The sequence below is a fragment of the Armatimonas sp. genome, from assembly GCF_964826245.1.
Map to the genome: position 1 here is coordinate 1 of NZ_CBAYMC010000083.1, position 15,992 is coordinate 15,992.

The following is a 15,992-nucleotide window of genomic DNA, read 5'->3' on the forward strand; positions in this document are numbered from 1 at the left end:
CCACAAGTTCGACCCGATTCCCACCAAAGACTACTACGGCCTCTACGGCGTGCTGCGTAGCTCACGGTTTCAGCTGACATCGTCGGATGGCCCCGCCACTTTCGGCAAGCCCGCCGCCACCATCGCACAGCTTCGCGCTGGGATCGACAAGCGTGCCCTGAGCGAGAGCTGGAAAGCCAGCCTCGCCGCGCTCCCTGATGACAGGCTCAAGGCGGAATTACTCGCGCTGAACCGCAAGAGCGGCGGCGTGAGCGACTTTGCACTAGCCCAGTGGACTCCCAGTGGCGCGGCCATGCAGACCCTGGTCAAGCCCGGTGAGCTGGTCCTCTCCGGCGACCCGCAAAAACCCGTGCTGGCCCTCGCCCCCCGAACGCTGGCGCACTCTGCGCTCGGGGGGCGCCGCCAAGAGGGCGCTCTGCGCTCCCCGACCTTCACGATAGATAAAGACTTTATCCATGTCAATGTTGCGGGACAAAAAGGCCGCCTACGTATCATTGTCGAGAGCTTTCAGGTCATCCGCGACCCGCTCTACGGTTTTCTGGGGCACACGATCGACAACTCCGAGCCGCAGTGGCGCACCATTGACCTGCGCATGGTCAAGGGCCGTCGCGCCTATGTCGAGCTCACCGACAGCGCCCGCGACAACTTCTCCAATGGCAATTTAAGCGACACCAACAAAGGCCACGACGGCTGGATTCGCTGCGAGGGCGCGGTGCTCAGCAATAGCAATGTCCCGCCTAGCGAGAACAACTCCCTGGCGAGCCAGTCGCCGGAGCAAGTACGCTCACTTCTGAGTGCGACACTAGACCGCTGGGCAAGTGGTGCCCTCACCGCAAGCGACACACCCACTCTTGAAGCGCTGGACATGCTCCTGCGCAAGGGCCTTCTGGATACCAAGTCTCTCGCCGGTGTCAGCGCTCAAATGGCCGCCATTGATAATGCCCTCCCCGCCCCGACCCGCATCCTAGCGATGGCCGACGGCGACGGCGAAGACGAGAAAGTTTTCCTGCGAGGCAATCACAAGGCCGCGGGGCCGGTCGCGCCGCGTCTCCAGCTGGCGCTCTGTGGCACGGAGAGCACTCCCATCTCGGGAGTCAGCGGCAGCGGGCGACTGGAGCTTGCCAAGCGCATCGCCAGCCCGCAGCACCCGCTCACGGCCCGAGTGATCGTCAACCGGCTTTGGCACCACCACTTTGGGCGCGGAATCGTCCCCACCACCGATGACTTCGGGCACATGGGCGAGAAACCCACCCACCCCGAGCTCCTCGACTGGCTGGCGAGCGAGCTGGTGGCGAAAAACTGGTCGCTCAAGGCGATGCACAAGCTGATCCTTTCCAGCGCGACCTACAAGCAGCGCAGCGATATTGCCCCCACGGTAGCCGCCACAAAAACCGATCCGACCAACAAGCTCCTCTGGCGCATGAATGTCCGACGCTTGGAGGGCGAGGCAATCCGCGATAGCCTACTGGCGCTCTCCGGTCGCCTCGACAGCACGCCCTACGGCCCACCGGTCAATACCTACCTCACCGAGTTCTCCGAGGGACGTGGGCGGCCCGGTCAAGGCCCACTGGATGGCAACGGACGGCGCAGTATCTATCTCTCGGTGCGGCGCAACTTTCTCTCGCCCTGGCTCCAGTCCTTCGACTTCCCAACCCCGTTCACCTGTATCGGGCGGCGCAGCGTCAGCAATGTCCCCGCACAGGCACTGGCCCTGATGAACGGCCCGTTTGTCCGCCAGCAGGCCGAGGTCTGGGCCACGCGCCTCCTCAAAGAGCAGCCCAGCGCCACGCCCGAGCAGCGCATTACCTGGCTCTACGAAAACGCCTTTGGCCGCCCCGCCAGCGCCGCGGAGATGAAAGACGCACTCGATTTTGTGGCTCCCCCGCCTGCGGGGGCCGGGGGGGACGAAAAAGCCACTTGGGCCGATCTGTGCCATGTCCTGCTCAATGTCAAGGAGTTTATTTTTATCAAATGACACGACGAGAAATGCTTGCAACGGCGGCGACGGGCTTCGGGGGCATGGCAGCCTCCGCGCTCTTTGCGGAAGAGGCGCATGCCCAAACGGGTGGGCAAGGCGGACGGCCACTGGATCATCCGGCGAAGGCCAAGGCGGTGATCTTTCTCTACATGGACGGCGGCCCGAGCCAGATGGACACCTTCGACCCAAAGCCGCGCCTCGAAAAAGACCACGGTAAGCCACTGCCGCTCGAAGTGCCCGCGACCCAGTTCAACAACAACGGCAATATCCTCAAGTCTCCGTGGAGCTTTAAGAAGTACGGCCAGAGCGGGATTGATATCAGCGAGCTCTTTCCGGAAGTGGCAAAGTGCGCCGACGAGCTGTGCGTGATGCGCTCGATGACCTCCAACTTCTCGGAGCACACCAACGCCAACTACTTTCTGCACACGGGAAATGGCTCGCAGGGCCGCCCGAGCATGGGCGCGTGGGTGACCTATGGCCTCGGGCGCGCCGCCAAAAATCTTCCCGGCTATGTGGTGATCAACGGCGGGCTCATCCCTAACGGGGGCCTCGACTGCTTTGGCTCCGGCTTTCTGCCGCCGACCTACCAGGGCTCGATCTTCCTGCCACGTCCGAGTGCCGTCGCCGATCTCAACCCACTGGAGAAGACCGAGGCGGAGCAGAAGCGCAAGCTGAACTTGCTCAAGCGGCTGGATAAGAGCGTCTTAGGTGGCATGGGCAATAGCGCCGCCGTAGACGCCGCGATCCAGAACTACGAGCTGGCCTTTCGTATGCAGAGCGCGGTTCCTGAGCTCACGGGCATGGCGGGCGAGACCGAAGCGACCAAGAAGCTCTACGGCCTGGATCACCCGTTTGCCCCGGCGCGGACGTTTGGCTTCCAGTGCCTGATGGCGCGGCGCATGGTCGAGCGCGGAGTCCGCTTTGTCGAGCTGACGCACCCGAGCTGCGGCCACGATCGGTGGGACCAGCATGGCAATCTTAAAAAGGGCCACGAGGACAACTCGCGCATGGTGGACACGGCGATTGCGGGGCTTTTGAAAGACCTCAAGTCGCGCGGGATGCTAGACTCGACGATCGTGCTCTGGGCCAGCGAGTTTGGTCGCACCCCGATGGTGCAGGGCGGTGATGGCCGCGACCACAACCCCTTTGGTTTCACAGTCTGGGCGGCAGGCGGTGGCTTCAAGCCCGGCACGATCTACGGCGCGACCGATGAGTTTGGCTACTTCGCGGTGGAGAACAAGATGGAGATGCATGATCTGCACGCCACGATGCTACACTTGCTCGGCTTCGACCATAAAAAACTCACCCAGCGCTTTGGGGGCCGCGACATGCGCCTCACCGATGTCTTTGGAAATGTTATCAAGGAATTAATCGTATGACACTTCTACCTTTCCTCTTGCTAGCACTGGCGGGACAGACACCGCTCCAGGCTTCTCTCGTGGCGGATCAGTATGTCGAGATCCGGGCACAAGGCAAGCCAATCGGGCGGTTCATGACCGCCTACGATATCTCCGATCCCAAGAAGCGCGAGGAGACCTACAAGCCGTATCTGCACATCCTCGACCCAGAGACAGGCAAGCCGATCACCAAGGGCATGGGTGGGGAGTTCACGCACCACCGGGGAATCTTTATCGGCTGGAACAAGCTCACGGTTGCCGGCAAGACCTACGACAGATGGCACATGGTGGGCGGCGAACAAATCGTCAAGAAGGTAGGGGTGGCAAGCTCGGCCCGTGGCGAGAGCGCCATCAGCGCGCCCAAGATTGTCTGGACCGGAGCCACACGCGATGAGACGCTCCTTGAGGAGCGGCGTGATATGATCTTCGGCCCACCACCAACCGGAGCATTTGTGCAGGTGGATTTTTCGTCGGAGCTAAAAGCGGTCGCGGGAGACACGAGCTTTGATGGCGACCCCGAGCACGCGGGGCTTCACTTTAGGCCCACCGATGCAATGGATCGCGCCAACACGGTCTATCTCTATCCCAAGGCCGAAGCAAATGCGCACAAAGACCGAGACTATCCCTGGGTAGGGATGACCTACACGGCGGAGGGCAACAAGTACAGTGTTGTCATGCTCTCCCACCCCAGCAACCCGAGCGGCACGGCGTGGTCGGCGTATCGAAACTACGGGCGCTTCGGGGCGTTCTACAAAACCGCGATCCAGAAAGATGAGACGCTGAAGATACGGGCGCGTTTCGTGGTCTACAAAGGCGAGCTTCCGAGTCCTGAGGCAATTCAGGCACTCTGGAATGGCTATGTGGGCAAGAAAGAGCCACTTGCCGCCAGCACCCGCAAGCCCGCCGAGCAACCCGCTCCTAAAAAGTAACCCTCTTCCGGCGACGAAGGAGCAAAAATGGGAAGAGGGTCAGCGAAGAGAGGAACGAACGAAGCCGGGGAGATGGCAATTGCGGTAAGATAGGGACTAATGCAGGAACTGGAAATTAAAGGGTGGCGCAATGGCTTGCTCGTCGTGCTCCCCGAAGCGGATGCTTGGGACGAGGTGCGCTCGTCGCTGGAGGCACGCCTCAATGAGGCAAAGGATGCGCGGACGTTCTGGCGGGGCGCACAAGTCACGCTGGACTTTGGCAGCCGTGAGCTGGGCTTAGAAGACGTCGAGGAGCTCTGCAGCTGGCTCCGGGAGTTCTGGGGACTGATTCCCCTTGCCGCCGTGGCTCCCGATCCCCAGACACAGGCGGCGTGCGAGAAGCTGGTACTCAAGACCTACGCGGTTCTGCCCACGATCCAGAAAGCGACGGCGGATCGAGAGACGCCTGTGGTCGGAGCCGCTCCGGCTCCCGTGCCTCAGAAGGCGACTCCGCCTAGTAGTGAGCTTAACAATGCACTCTATCTCTTTCGCAGTGTACGCTCTGGTCAACGCATCGAGCACAGCGGCAACTTAGTGATCTGCGGCGATGTGAGCGCAGATGCTGAGGTGGTAGCCACCGGCGATATTATCGTGGTGGGGAGGCTTCGGGGACGGCCCCATGCGGGGTGCCAGGGTGATGAGAGCGCCAAGATCGTGGCTAGCGAGCTACGTGCGCCACAGCTCAGAATCGCAGGCAAGATCGCGGCGGCTCCCCATGAGGAGGGACTGCGTACCGAAAAGCGCTCTTCCGAGGTCGCGCGAATTGAAAACGGCGAGATTCAAGTTTTCCCGTTATAATGGCCAGGAATTGTGTTAAGAAAGTAAAGAGAGTGTTATCAGGATGGCAGATGCGCGAGTAATCGTGATTACCTCGGGAAAAGGCGGCGTGGGAAAAACCACCACGACCGCCAACCTGGGAATGGCCTTGGCGGAATTGGGGGAGACGGTGGCGTTAGTCGATGCCGATATCGGCCTACGCAACCTTGATCTCGCATTAGGGCTCGAAAATAGAATTGTCTACGATATCGTAGATGTGGTGGAAGGGCGCGCCGATGCCCGCAAGGCACTGGTAAAAGACAAGCGAAAATCAAATCTCGCATTTTTGCCCGCCGCACAGACCCGTGATAAGTCTGCCGTGAGCGAAGATCAGATGCGGCAGGTTATCCAGGACATTAAGGATCTGGGTTATACCATGATCCTGATTGACTGCCCTGCGGGAATTGAGCAAGGATTCAAGAACGCGACGGCGGGAGCAACTGAGGCGATTGTGGTCACCAATCCCGAGATGTCGAGTGTCCGAGACGCAGATCGAATTATCGGGCTCTTGGAAGCGCAAGGCCTACACGATGCCATGCTGATCGTCAACCGTATTCGTCCCAAGATGGTACGTGAGCAAGAGATGCTCGATGTCAGCGATGTTCAGGAAGTCCTTGGGACATCGGTTAAGCTTATCGGGGTAGTGCCCGATGATGAGAGCATCATTACATCCACCAACCGAGGTGAGCCCGCGTCCATGACCCCAGACTCACAGGCAGGTCAAGCATACCGCAACATTGCCCGGCGGCTCCGTGGCGAAGAGGTTCCTTTCATGAATATCATGGAGGAGAAAGAAGTCAATAACGGATTCTTTGACCGAGTCCGCAAGCTTTTTAGTGGTAAATAGAGAGGCCCAGGATGACACTTCTAGACCGAATTTTCGGCAGGCATGAAGACAGCTCAAAGTCCGTCGCCAAGGATCGTCTCAAAAATATCTTGATGCACGACCGTGCAGATATTCCCCCACACATCATGGAGAAGATGCGGCTGGAGATTATCGCGGTCATTGCCAAGTACATTGAGATCAATGACAACGATCTCAAAGTAGACTTGGAGCGTGCGGATAGTGAAGTGGCGCTGGTCGCCAATATCCCTATCCGTCGCATCAAGGGCTAGACAGAAGAGACGGGCTCGTCAGCTTGTACACTTGATAGCGATTTCGTTCCGGGACAGGGTAGTCTGGAGCGAAGGCCCGAACGGGTGTGACCGTCCAGCCGCGGGCCTGCAGCCCGGCTCCGATTCGGTGGAACTCCTCCCAGCCTTGGAGCACCACCAAAAAACCACAGTGTTTCTCTTTTGCGAGTGCCTCAACCGCATCTAGGCGCTTCTTGCCCACACTAGGCTCCGTGAGGCGCTGGTGCAGCGGGATCGCTGCTGGGGTCTTGAGACCGACCATGTCCACCAGCTTTTTGCGACCCGCAAAGCCCATATAGCCCGCATCGTGGAGCAAGAGCGGCCCCTCTTCGTCGGGGATGGTGTCGCAGAACTTTGTGAGGCCATCTAGCTCGATAGACACTTCCTGGTACCAGCCCTCGTAGGTGCTCCAGTGGGTGGGAAAGGTGAAAAGCCCCTGTGCGAGCACCAGCGCCGCCCCGATACTTGCAGCCTGCCCCAGAGATTTTTTCAGCCTCCACAGCGACGCGCAGCCCAGCCAGAGAAAGGGCAGGAGCACATAGAGGTAGCGGTGGTAGTACTGCAAGAGTGCCATCGGGAGGCTCTGCACATAGGCTGCGATAAGCACCAGCGCAAAGAGTAGCCCGATCCGTCCCAGGCTCGTACGCACGAGAGTGGGAAGAAAAATCGCACCAGTGCCCACCAGCGCCGCAAAAGCCCCTAGATGCCGTCCTGCGATCGCCAGCTTCTCCCCCAGTGGCAAGCCCGACTCGGCAAAGTACGCGCGCTTGGCCGCAATGGTCTGGGGAATCACCGAGCCCGTGTTGGCCCAGAGAAGCAGTAGAAACGGAGTCATCGCCGACAAAGCCCAGCCCAGAGAGGCCAGCTTACGCTCTTTTGCCAGCAGCAGCACCGAGAGCACGATCAGCTCCGGGCGCAGAAACGGCAGGAGCCCACAGAGCACGGCAAGGCCACGTGTGGATTTCTCTTGTGAAGCGAAGACGAGCGCCCAAGTGACACCTGCCAGCGCCAGCCCTGTCTCCAGTCCATTGAGCATCTGAAACGGGGTCTGTGCGGCAAAGAGCCCTGCGAGCATCAGTAACGCTGCTTGCCAGGGAGCCGCGCCGTGCACCCGTGCCAGTCGCATTAGCCCCAGCCCATAGAGCAATATCCCCAGCCAAAGCGTCAAGTTCAGCGCTGTCAGCGGCGGTAGTGCCAGGCAGAAAAGAGCCGTCAGCGCCACATGAACAAGACTCGTCGAGCCACAAAGAGCGGCGGTGCCCACAAAATTGGGATCGGGCTTCCCCGAGACTAGCACGACAGCGTTGTGGAGGGTGATGTAGGCATCATCGGTGGGGAACACCGGGGTCTCACCATAGAGAAAGCGGTGGATATTAAAGGCAACCAGCACCACAAAGCCAACAAGCAGAGCAAGAACGGTGTCCGTCGAAAGCGAGCGGTGTGTCTGAGGCGATAGTTTAGCATGCATTACCTGGTATTTTCGGCAGGTTGGAGAGCAAAAAACAGGCGCGGGCTAATCCGTTCGGGGGTCTCGGAGCCACTTTGCATGGCCATCTAAAAAGAGGCGGTTTCGTCCGCCCATGTGCACCGCACGGCCTTTGAGCGCAGCAGGAACTGTGGCGATGGTTCGAGGGAAGTAGGGATCTACGGCTAGCTCTGCATCGGCAGGGCCATCGGGCTGCCCTGCTTGTGGGTTGTTGGCCTGGCGTAGCTCATCCACGGCCTGCTCGGGTGTCTTGCCCCAGAAGTTATCCAGCGGGATAGGATCATCAGGGCGATCGAAGCGCCAGAGCCAGTAGCGCACGCCCGTCTGCTCCACTTGCACCACCCCCGCCATCTTCGCAGAGATGCTCGGACAGCTCAGGATCTCCCGATTCTTGAGATAGGGATCGAGTGTCTGCACCACCCAGCCTCCCCGTGGGTCACTCGTAGGCCATGCGCTTCCCCACGGCTTGTAGCCTAGTGCGTTTTTCAAGTCGCGTCGGTCGGGAAGGCGCTCGTCGTAGTCTTGGGCGTACATCGAAAATCCAATCCCGAGCTGGCGCAGATTCGAGAGGCAGCTCGTCTGACGGGCTTTCTCACGGGCTTGGGCAAAGACGGGAAAGAGAATGGCGGCTAGAATCGCGATAATCGCGATCACGACGAGAAGTTCGATAAGCGTAAAGGCCCGTTGCACACGGCTATGCTACCGCCGTCGCTGGTAAAGCGCCATGCCACCACCAAGGCTTCCTAGCACAAGAAGCAGTAGAGACGAAGGCTCCGGTGCGCTACCCAGCGAGAGAACAAAGAGGCCATTGTTGCGATCTCCCGCAAGAATCGTCCCACTGGGGAGAAACGGGTAGTTGCCCCACTGTCCATTGAAGCTCCGCTCAGGCGCGAGATCGTCCTGGTTGTAGGTATCAAAAAACGCATGCGGGATCAGCACGCTCTGTAAGTTTTTTGTGCCATCTCCCCGCAGGGGCAGCGTCGCAAAGTTCGTCGCCCAAAGCGCCGAGAGGTCAAAGACTCTTAGCCCGACGGTGTAGTTGGACTCAAAGAGCAAGCTCCCTTTGATAAAGAGATTGTGGTCAATGGCGATACTCGGATGCTCGTAGTAACCTAAATACGCAGGACTATCCAGATCTGCCAGATCCCAGATATGCGTCCGCGTGTTCTGCGGTCCACCACTCAGTGCCCACTCATCAAACTCATCGTTGACAATGAAAAAACGGTGATCGTCGGTGAGCGAGCCCTGGTGCGTGTAGCCCAAGTTCGGGTAGTTACCTGTGGAGAGTCGAACCGGGGCGCTATGGTTCGTAAAGTTAACCACTTCCAGCCCACTGCCACCACTACTATTCAGCACGATCTCTTTGCCCACATGCGCCGCATCGGGCCCATGGTAGACCACGCTGGTACTGTCGTGAACATAGCCCAGTCCCGCGTAGTTCAAAACCGAGGTCGGGCTCAGCGGACTGGCAAGATTGAGCACCTGCTGTTGCGCACTAGAGCCATTGAGAAAGGCGTAGCCTGTTGTTTCGTTGATCGTGATCGTGTGGGTATTGGTCACCCCATTGTACGTGGTATTCGGAGTCCAGCTCTGCGCTGTCGTTGCGCCACGCAGGCGGGTGAGATCGAAGATCTGCATCCCATGGGCTCCGTTGCCATCTGAGACCACGTAGAGATGGTTGTTGTAGGTCTGAAGCTCACGCCAGGGACTGGTTCCTGTATTCGTGGCCATCAGCCCAAGGTAGACGGGCGCAGCAGGCGCTGTCACGTCCACAAATGCCGTGCCATTGCTGATACCGTAGAGAGCGTACTCACGGCTGGTGAGTGGGTCCACCCAGCCCCAGATCGCGCTTCCGACCTCGCCCGTCTTTCCCGCAAGCGTGTCTATCGAGAGGCGCGAGTGCAGCTGCATGTTGCTGGACTGAAAGCTCGATGTCATCGGGGCATTATTACCGCCGCCACTAAAGCCACCACAGCCACACTGGCATCCCAGACAGCTCCCCGTTGAGCAGTCACAAGCCGAGGCGGTTCGCAACAAAAGAATCGCAACACAGAATACAGTAAAACAAAAACGCGTGAGAAACAGCATAAGACACTCCTTCATCTCCAAGTGTTCTCCTACCGTCTCTCACACGTCTAACCAATGCCCGAGGCGGGATTCGAACCCGCACGCCCTTACGGACCGCAGATTTTTCGGCGGGAGCGAAGGTATCGAACCTTCGTATGTTGCCATACTCCCGAAGTCTGCTGCGTCTACCATTTCGCCACCCAGGCAGGTAAGAGGCATTTTACGACGTTCTGGAAAAAGATGCCAATACAAAACTAGAAAACCGGTTTATTTCATGATACTCTGTGCGGAGTTAGGAAACGATGAGGAAACCAACCACACTCAAGGATGTTGCGGGGGCACTGGGGATGCACAAGTCCACAGTCTCGCTGGCGCTCTCGGGCAAAGGGACGATCTCGGCTGAGACGCGCAAGCGGGTCAGTCAAGTCGCAAAAGAGCTGGGCTACGAGCCCAATGTGCTTGCTCAGCGGCTGGCCGGTGGTGTCGAGACCACAACCGTCTCTATTCTTAGCGGTGTTTTAGATGTCGGGCTTGCCACCGAGAAGATTCTCCTGATCCAGCAAGAGCTCAGCGCCCACGGCTTTGAAGTGCCACTCTACACTTGGCACTCGTACAGCGCCTCGAAAGAGAACAGTGAGCGACAGGCGGCCCAAGTCCGAAATCTCTGCCGACAGCGACCTCGTGCGATTGTCTGCGCCGTGCAGCGACTCCCGAATGCCATCTTGCAAGAGCTTGATGCCTACCAGGCGCGCGGTGGAGTTGTGATTAGCTACGACATTGAGGTTCCCTACGAGTGGGACCAGATCGTCTTTGACCGCGAGGACAATGCCTACCGCGCGGCAAAGTACTTACTGGAAGCGGGCCACCGCAAGCTCGGACTTGGCATGTCGCATCTGCGTGAGCCTGTGAGTCCCACCGACCCCCAAGCGCATCGCCTTCAGGGGTTCCAGAGAGCACTTGCGGAGTACGACGTGCCGTTTCGTCCTGAGTGGCTCTTTCATACCAGCACGTATGAACGCGGCGGTGTGGAGCTCGCCAAGCAGTTTCTTGTGCTCCGTGACCGCCCGACGGCTCTGGCAGTGGTGAATGACTACATGGCCATGGCCCTGATGAACGAGCTGACACAAGCGGGCGTGCGCCTCCCCGATGACCTCAGCCTAATCGGCCACGATAACCAGCCCATTGCGACTTACTGCCCGGTTCCGCTGACGACCCTCACGCAACCCACGGAAAAGATCGCACAGGCCGTTGTTGCGCAGCTCCGAAAGCGGCTTGAGGAGAGAGAGCTCCCTCCCCAGCGGATCTCCATCGAGAGCGAGCTGGTGGAGCGACAAAGTGTGACGCGTCCGAAAGAAAACTGAGTATGTTTCGTCTGGAGATTTCTTGGAAAACGATCTTGGACCAGCCTTTGGCATGGTACAAGACGGCGGAGGCGCAGAAAATCGCGGCCAATGTCATGCTCTACCAGCACCCCAATGGCGGCTGGGAGAAAAACCTGGACATGATCACACCGCCTAAGACTCCCCCCAAAGAGACCACCATTGACAACGGAGCCACGACCACGCAGATTGAGCTTCTCGCACGTGTCGGCACGCCTGAGTCTCAGGCCGCAGCGCTCAAGGGAATTGACTTCCTGCTGGCAGCGCAGTACCCCAGTGGCGGATTCCCCCAGTTTTTTCCGCTAAAAAAAGGCTACTACACCCATATCACCTTCAACGACGATGCCATGATACGGGCACTGATCGTTCTGCGTGATGTGGCACAAAACAGGCCTGTCTACACTTTTGTGGATGCCGGACGACGGCAGAGGTGCGCCGCTGCCGTCACTAGAGGCATTGCCTGCATCCTCAAGTGCCAAGTGGTGATTCAGGGCAAAAAAACTGCCTGGTGCGCCCAGCACGACGAAGTAACATTTGCGCCCGCTAAGGCCCGCGCCTACGAGCTTCCCAGCCTCTCGGGGAGCGAGTCGGTGCACATCCTACGCTTTCTGATGGGCGAAGAGCCCACACCACAGCTTACAGAGGCAATAGAGGGTGGCGTTGCCTGGCTCAAGGCCAATCAGCTTATGGGGATTCGTATCGAGAAGAAAAATGGAGATGCGTTTGTCGTGCCCGACCCGGCGGCTCCCCCACTCTGGGCACGCTTCTACGACTTAGAGACGGGAAAACCATTTTTCTGTGGGCGTGATGGCATCAAGAAAGCCACCATGGCTGAGATCGAGAAAGAGCGCCGCAAAGGCTACTCCTGGTACACCAACCGGGGCAATGATCTGCTCACTAAAGACTACACCGCCTGGAAGAAGAAGAGATAACACAAAAAAATCTACCACTGAAGGTAACAACTCAATGAAAAACCGAGCCTTTACACTTATCGAGCTCCTCGTCGTGATTGCAATTATTGCTATACTAGCCGCTATTCTCTTCCCCGTCTTTGCCCAAGCGCGAGCAAAAGCGCGCCAGATCGCCTGCCTCTCTAACCAAAAGCAGATTGGCACGGCATTTATGATGTACATCCAAGACTACGACGAGACTTTCCCTTTCTCCGACTATGGCGTGAGCAACAATGCAGCCGACTACATCGTCTGGCCCTTTCTGGTCGAGCCGTATATCAAAGGCGGCGTTCAGGGAACGACCAATAAAAATCAGAAGAAATCGGTGTTTGTATGCCCCGATAACGGAGTTAGCACTCCTGATAGCTTCTTTACAGGCTTTGCTGCTGCACGTGGCCTGCTCAACTACAATGTCAACCGCTACTTGATGGAGGCCAACCGTAACAACCAGGGGATCAACAATGGCCTTACAGTGCAGAGCCTTGCCGCCGTTGAAGCCCCCGCAAGCCTGGTAATGATGTGTGAAGCCGTAGGCACGCTCCCCGAGATTCAGGGACGTGACAATCGCTACACCACCGCCTCCGATCAGCACAATGCAGGCTACATGAACGCACGCCAGCGCCATAGTGGCGGCGCAAATTTCACTTTTGCCGATGGGCACTCGAAGTGGTTCAAGGCACCTCAGAACTACCAAGCCCGAAGTGTCAATGGCGTGATCTGGACCAAGTGCGACGGCCCGTTGGGTGCCAACGGCGCAGGTTGGTTCCAGCCGCTTTCAGGCACCCTTCCGGTCACCAACTCCGCCTGTCAGTAGGGCTTAGCTTATTTCAGGAAGCCGCCAGCTCTTGGGAGTAGGCGGCTTTTTGGGGTCAAAGGGAGCCAGTTTAGGCGCAAGAAAGCGCTTGAGCGGCAAGTGGCTCGTGCGGAGGCTCTCTACCACGCACTGCGCGAGAAGCCAAGCGCCGTAGGTAGAGAAATGCGTGTCGTCTTTGATGCTCCCGGTGTGGACAAAGGCTTTTTTCGAGACCTCGGGGCCAAGGGCTTCAAAGAGCGTCTTGCTCAGGGCATTGAGATCCAGCAGTGCCACACTCTCGGTCTTGGCAAGCTGACGCATGGCCTCGGGGTAGTCGCCAAGCGTATTGATCAGCTTGCCTTGCTCATCAAAGCGGCGGCGGTACATCGAGGTGACAAAAACGGGTGTCGCCCCAACTTTTCTTGCCACAGAAGCGAAGTGGCGTAGCTCGTCTTGGTAAGACGTGAAGGGCTCCACAAAGTTTGCGCCGGGCTTCTGATCGTTGTGAGTGAACTGGATAAAGAGATAGTCGCCTTTTCGGATCGTGCTCTCGATCTTGGCAAGGCGGCGCTCAGCCACAAAGCTCTTGAGCGACTCCCCAGACTCAGCATGATTAGCGATAGCGATACCCGGCTGAAAGAAGCGCGGTAGCAGCTGTCCCCAGGCAGCAAACGGCGCTTTTCCCTGATCGGTCACCGTGGAGTCTCCGGCGATGTAGACCGTCGAGGCTTTGGCATTGGGCTCGATTCGAAGCGTTTTGAGGCACTCGGGTGGGCAGTGAAACTCAAAAGAGAGCTGCTCGTCCCAGTCCAAGTGCCCCAGCTCATCTTTTTTCAGTCGCACCAACTCTCCCCTAGAAAGAGCTAGCTGAGGGCGGCGCACGTTGATCGTCCACAGGATTGTCCTGCTCTCGCCCGCACGAAGCATCGTGGGCTCTAGCAAGAGCCGCCTAGCTTCGGTTTTCACCGTAGCCTCACACGGCCCCGCAAGCGTGAGGGCCACGTCGTAGTTGCCCTCGGGAACGGGGACAGAGAACTGCCGATCCGTAACCGTGACCTCGGTTGCTTTTCCCTCAAAGTATAAAATCATAAAAGCCCTGTAATAAACCGGTTGATCAGAACAGAATACTATGCTATTATAGCTTCGTCAACCGGTTTATTTCCGATTAGCGCACTCATTGCTAGGAGTATTTTATCTATGAAGAACCGAGCCTTCACGCTCATTGAGCTGCTTGTGGTGATCGCCATCATCGCGATTCTCGCCGCCATTCTCTTTCCCGTCTTTGCCCAAGCCCGTGAGAAAGCCCGTCAGACGGCTTGTCTTTCTAATGCCAAACAGCTAGGCACTGCCACCATCATGTATGTACAAGACTATGATGAGACTCTGCCCCTGATTAACATGGCCGACCCACAAACCGGCAGTGTCAACTGCTACGCAAACTTCAAGTGGCAGGATGAGCTCTTCCCCTACATCAAAAATGCGGGGATATTTACCTGCCCAAGCGACTCGGATCCCAATAAAATCTGGCGCACGCAACCGGAGCGCCTCGCCGCATCCCCGACTTGTAATACAGGCCGTGGGCCTGGTGGCAGCTACTCTGCCAACGCCTGGTACGACCATGTCCCTGTGACAGCGGGGGCAAGTGCCCCATTCCGTGCGAGTATGGCGCAGGTAGAAGCTCCTGCCGACACGATTTTCATCTCGGAGACCAACCCCAATGTCAATGGACAGCTCTGGACAACAGCTCCTGTCTTAGCAGGGGCTCCGACGAGTGTGACGACAACCCTGCGTCAGATGATTATCGCCCCGAACGCCGTCCCCCCTGTTTTTGGTTATACGGATGGTGCCAGCCGCCGCTACTGGGTGCTGGGCCGCCATAGCGAGATGTCGAACCAGATCTTCGTGGATGGTCATGCAAAAGCGATGAAGATCGGACAGCTTGCAACACGGCGCACCAACTCCTCTGGTGTGGTAGTCTATCCCTACTGGACCAACGAACAGGACTAGAACACACATGCTAAATCGTCGTGAACTCTTACTTGCCTCAGGAGCGCTGCTCCTCCCCCACATGGACGAGCCGCCCACCCTCTGGCTGATCGGGGACTCGACGGTAAAGAACAATACCAAGGGGCAGCAGGGCTGGGGAACCGCTCTGCCTGCTCTTTTTGATGCCACAACGCTCAAAGTTAACAATAAAGCCCTGGGCGGTCGCAGTAGCCGGACATTTCTCACTGAGGGACTCTGGGATGCTGTCGCCAAAGAGCTGAAAAAAGGCGATGTTGTGGTCATGCAGTTCGGCCACAACGACGGTGGCGATAAGTTCAAGGGAACCCGCCCCCGCGCCTCGATCAAGGGCAACGGCGAAGAGATCGAGACGGGTACCCTTGAGGCAACGGGCAAAGAAGAGACCGTTCATAGCTATGGCTGGTACTTAAGAAAGTACATCACTGGTGCCAAGGCCAAGGGTGCCACGGTCGTGGTGTGCTCTCCGATTCCGCGCAATATCTGGAAAGACGGCAAGGTCGGGCGCGCCTCAGGCGACTATGGCAAGTGGGCCAAAGAAGCGGCTCAGCAAGAGAAAGTCCACTTCCTGGATATCAATACGCTCATCGCGGATCGTTACGAGCAGCTCGGCGAAGAAAAAGTAGTCCCCCTCTTCTTTGGCGATCACACCCACACCAGCCCCGAAGGTGCCGCTCTCAACGCGCAGATTGTCGCGGATGGTCTCAAAAAGCTCCTCAAACTCTAGGGGCTAGTGGTCAGGCTCTTCGTTCGGGTCGCCGTACTCTCATGTCATAGGCGTATCTTTTCGTCAAATTGAAAATTAGCACCGCGAAACGCCAAAAATTTGCAGATTTCGCTTCCGATATGTCTTTATTAACCATTGGTGCGCATCTCGCTGTTGAGAGGTGCTGATATTTCTTGAGCCAAGTGACTTGCGATAGGATGAGTTGTCTAAACAATTCCTGGAGCAAATCACTTGACCCTCACTGATTTTATCGCCACTTTGTTCTTTCACATCGA

General features: G+C 57.9%; 15 protein-coding genes and 1 tRNA gene. 11 read left to right on the plus strand and 5 right to left on the minus strand.

The annotated features are described in order from the left end of the window. The 6 genes from AC1XOS_RS09945 to minE form a co-directional block, all read left to right on the plus strand. Nucleotides 1-1,975 (plus strand): DUF1553 domain-containing protein (locus AC1XOS_RS09945; RefSeq protein ID WP_481962067.1); only part of this gene is annotated, 1,975 nt, incomplete at its 5' end. Further along, a complete protein-coding gene (locus AC1XOS_RS09950; RefSeq protein WP_481962068.1) occupies nucleotides 1,972-3,357 on the plus strand; it encodes a DUF1501 domain-containing protein in 1,386 nt (461 codons plus the stop codon). The genes AC1XOS_RS09945 and AC1XOS_RS09950, both read left to right, overlap by 4 nt. Then, nucleotides 3,354-4,304 carry a DUF6807 family protein gene (locus AC1XOS_RS09955; protein WP_481962069.1) on the plus strand — a complete coding sequence of 317 codons (951 nt, stop codon included), beginning with the start codon at nucleotides 3,354-3,356 and terminating at the stop codon, nucleotides 4,302-4,304. The genes AC1XOS_RS09950 and AC1XOS_RS09955 overlap by 4 nt, the downstream gene beginning before the upstream one ends. 99 nt (nucleotides 4,305-4,403) lie before the next feature. Then, nucleotides 4,404-5,141, plus strand: a complete 738-nt coding sequence (gene minC / locus AC1XOS_RS09960) for a septum site-determining protein MinC (protein ID WP_481962070.1) — start codon at nucleotides 4,404-4,406, stop codon at nucleotides 5,139-5,141. A gap of 43 nt (nucleotides 5,142-5,184) precedes the next feature. Continuing rightward, complete coding sequence (gene minD, locus AC1XOS_RS09965; RefSeq protein WP_481962071.1) at nucleotides 5,185-6,006, plus strand: septum site-determining protein MinD; 822 nt, start codon at nucleotides 5,185-5,187, stop codon at nucleotides 6,004-6,006. 11 nt (nucleotides 6,007-6,017) lie between these two features. Continuing rightward, complete coding sequence (gene minE / locus AC1XOS_RS09970) at nucleotides 6,018-6,275, plus strand: cell division topological specificity factor MinE (protein ID WP_481962072.1); 258 nt, start codon at nucleotides 6,018-6,020, stop codon at nucleotides 6,273-6,275. Here the strand turns inward: minE and AC1XOS_RS09975 are convergent. The 4 genes from AC1XOS_RS09975 to AC1XOS_RS09990 form a co-directional block, all read right to left on the minus strand. Next, on the minus strand, nucleotides 6,265-7,761 hold the full coding sequence (locus AC1XOS_RS09975; RefSeq protein WP_481962073.1) for a hypothetical protein: 1,497 nt from the start codon (nucleotides 7,759-7,761) through the stop codon (nucleotides 6,265-6,267). The genes minE and AC1XOS_RS09975 overlap by 11 nt on opposite strands. Nucleotides 7,762-7,806: 45 nt before the next feature. Beyond that, nucleotides 7,807-8,469: a type II secretion system protein gene (locus tag AC1XOS_RS09980; RefSeq protein WP_481962074.1), complete on the minus strand. Its 663-nt coding sequence runs from the start codon at nucleotides 8,467-8,469 to the stop codon at nucleotides 7,807-7,809. A 9-nt stretch (nucleotides 8,470-8,478) separates the two neighbouring features. Then, the gene (locus AC1XOS_RS09985) at nucleotides 8,479-9,717 is read right to left on the minus strand and encodes a choice-of-anchor B family protein (protein WP_481962075.1); all 1,239 of its coding nucleotides are present in this window, start codon (nucleotides 9,715-9,717) and stop codon (nucleotides 8,479-8,481) included. A gap of 205 nt (nucleotides 9,718-9,922) precedes the next feature. Then, nucleotides 9,923-10,052: transfer RNA gene (locus tag AC1XOS_RS09990), tRNA-OTHER, on the minus strand. Between the two features lie 96 nt (nucleotides 10,053-10,148). On the opposite strand from AC1XOS_RS09990, the gene AC1XOS_RS09995 reads away from it, so the two are divergent. The 3 genes from AC1XOS_RS09995 to AC1XOS_RS10005 are packed head-to-tail and all read left to right on the plus strand — an operon-like array spanning nucleotide 10,149 to nucleotide 12,989. Further along, nucleotides 10,149-11,207: a LacI family DNA-binding transcriptional regulator gene (locus AC1XOS_RS09995; RefSeq protein ID WP_481962076.1), complete on the plus strand. Its 1,059-nt coding sequence runs from the start codon at nucleotides 10,149-10,151 to the stop codon at nucleotides 11,205-11,207. A gap of 2 nt (nucleotides 11,208-11,209) precedes the next feature. Beyond that, nucleotides 11,210-12,157: a pectate lyase gene (pelA, locus tag AC1XOS_RS10000; RefSeq protein ID WP_481962077.1), complete on the plus strand. Its 948-nt coding sequence runs from the start codon at nucleotides 11,210-11,212 to the stop codon at nucleotides 12,155-12,157. Between the two features lie 34 nt (nucleotides 12,158-12,191). Continuing rightward, the gene (locus tag AC1XOS_RS10005; protein ID WP_481962078.1) at nucleotides 12,192-12,989 is read left to right on the plus strand and encodes a prepilin-type N-terminal cleavage/methylation domain-containing protein; all 798 of its coding nucleotides are present in this window, start codon (nucleotides 12,192-12,194) and stop codon (nucleotides 12,987-12,989) included. Between the two features lie 3 nt (nucleotides 12,990-12,992). On the opposite strand, the gene AC1XOS_RS10010 is transcribed toward AC1XOS_RS10005, so the two are convergent. Then, nucleotides 12,993-14,057, minus strand: a complete 1,065-nt coding sequence (locus AC1XOS_RS10010; protein WP_481962079.1) for a rhamnogalacturonan acetylesterase — start codon at nucleotides 14,055-14,057, stop codon at nucleotides 12,993-12,995. Nucleotides 14,058-14,165: 108 nt separating this feature from the next. Here AC1XOS_RS10010 and AC1XOS_RS10015 point away from each other — a divergent pair, with 108 nt between their 5' ends. Both AC1XOS_RS10015 and AC1XOS_RS10020 read left to right on the plus strand, forming a co-directional pair. Beyond that, nucleotides 14,166-14,975 carry a prepilin-type N-terminal cleavage/methylation domain-containing protein gene (locus AC1XOS_RS10015; RefSeq protein ID WP_481962080.1) on the plus strand — a complete coding sequence of 270 codons (810 nt, stop codon included), beginning with the start codon at nucleotides 14,166-14,168 and terminating at the stop codon, nucleotides 14,973-14,975. Between the two features lie 7 nt (nucleotides 14,976-14,982). Beyond that, nucleotides 14,983-15,717 (plus strand): rhamnogalacturonan acetylesterase, encoded by a 735-nt coding sequence (locus AC1XOS_RS10020; RefSeq protein ID WP_481962081.1) that lies wholly within the window; start codon nucleotides 14,983-14,985, stop codon nucleotides 15,715-15,717. Nucleotides 15,718-15,992 lie beyond the last annotated feature (275 nt).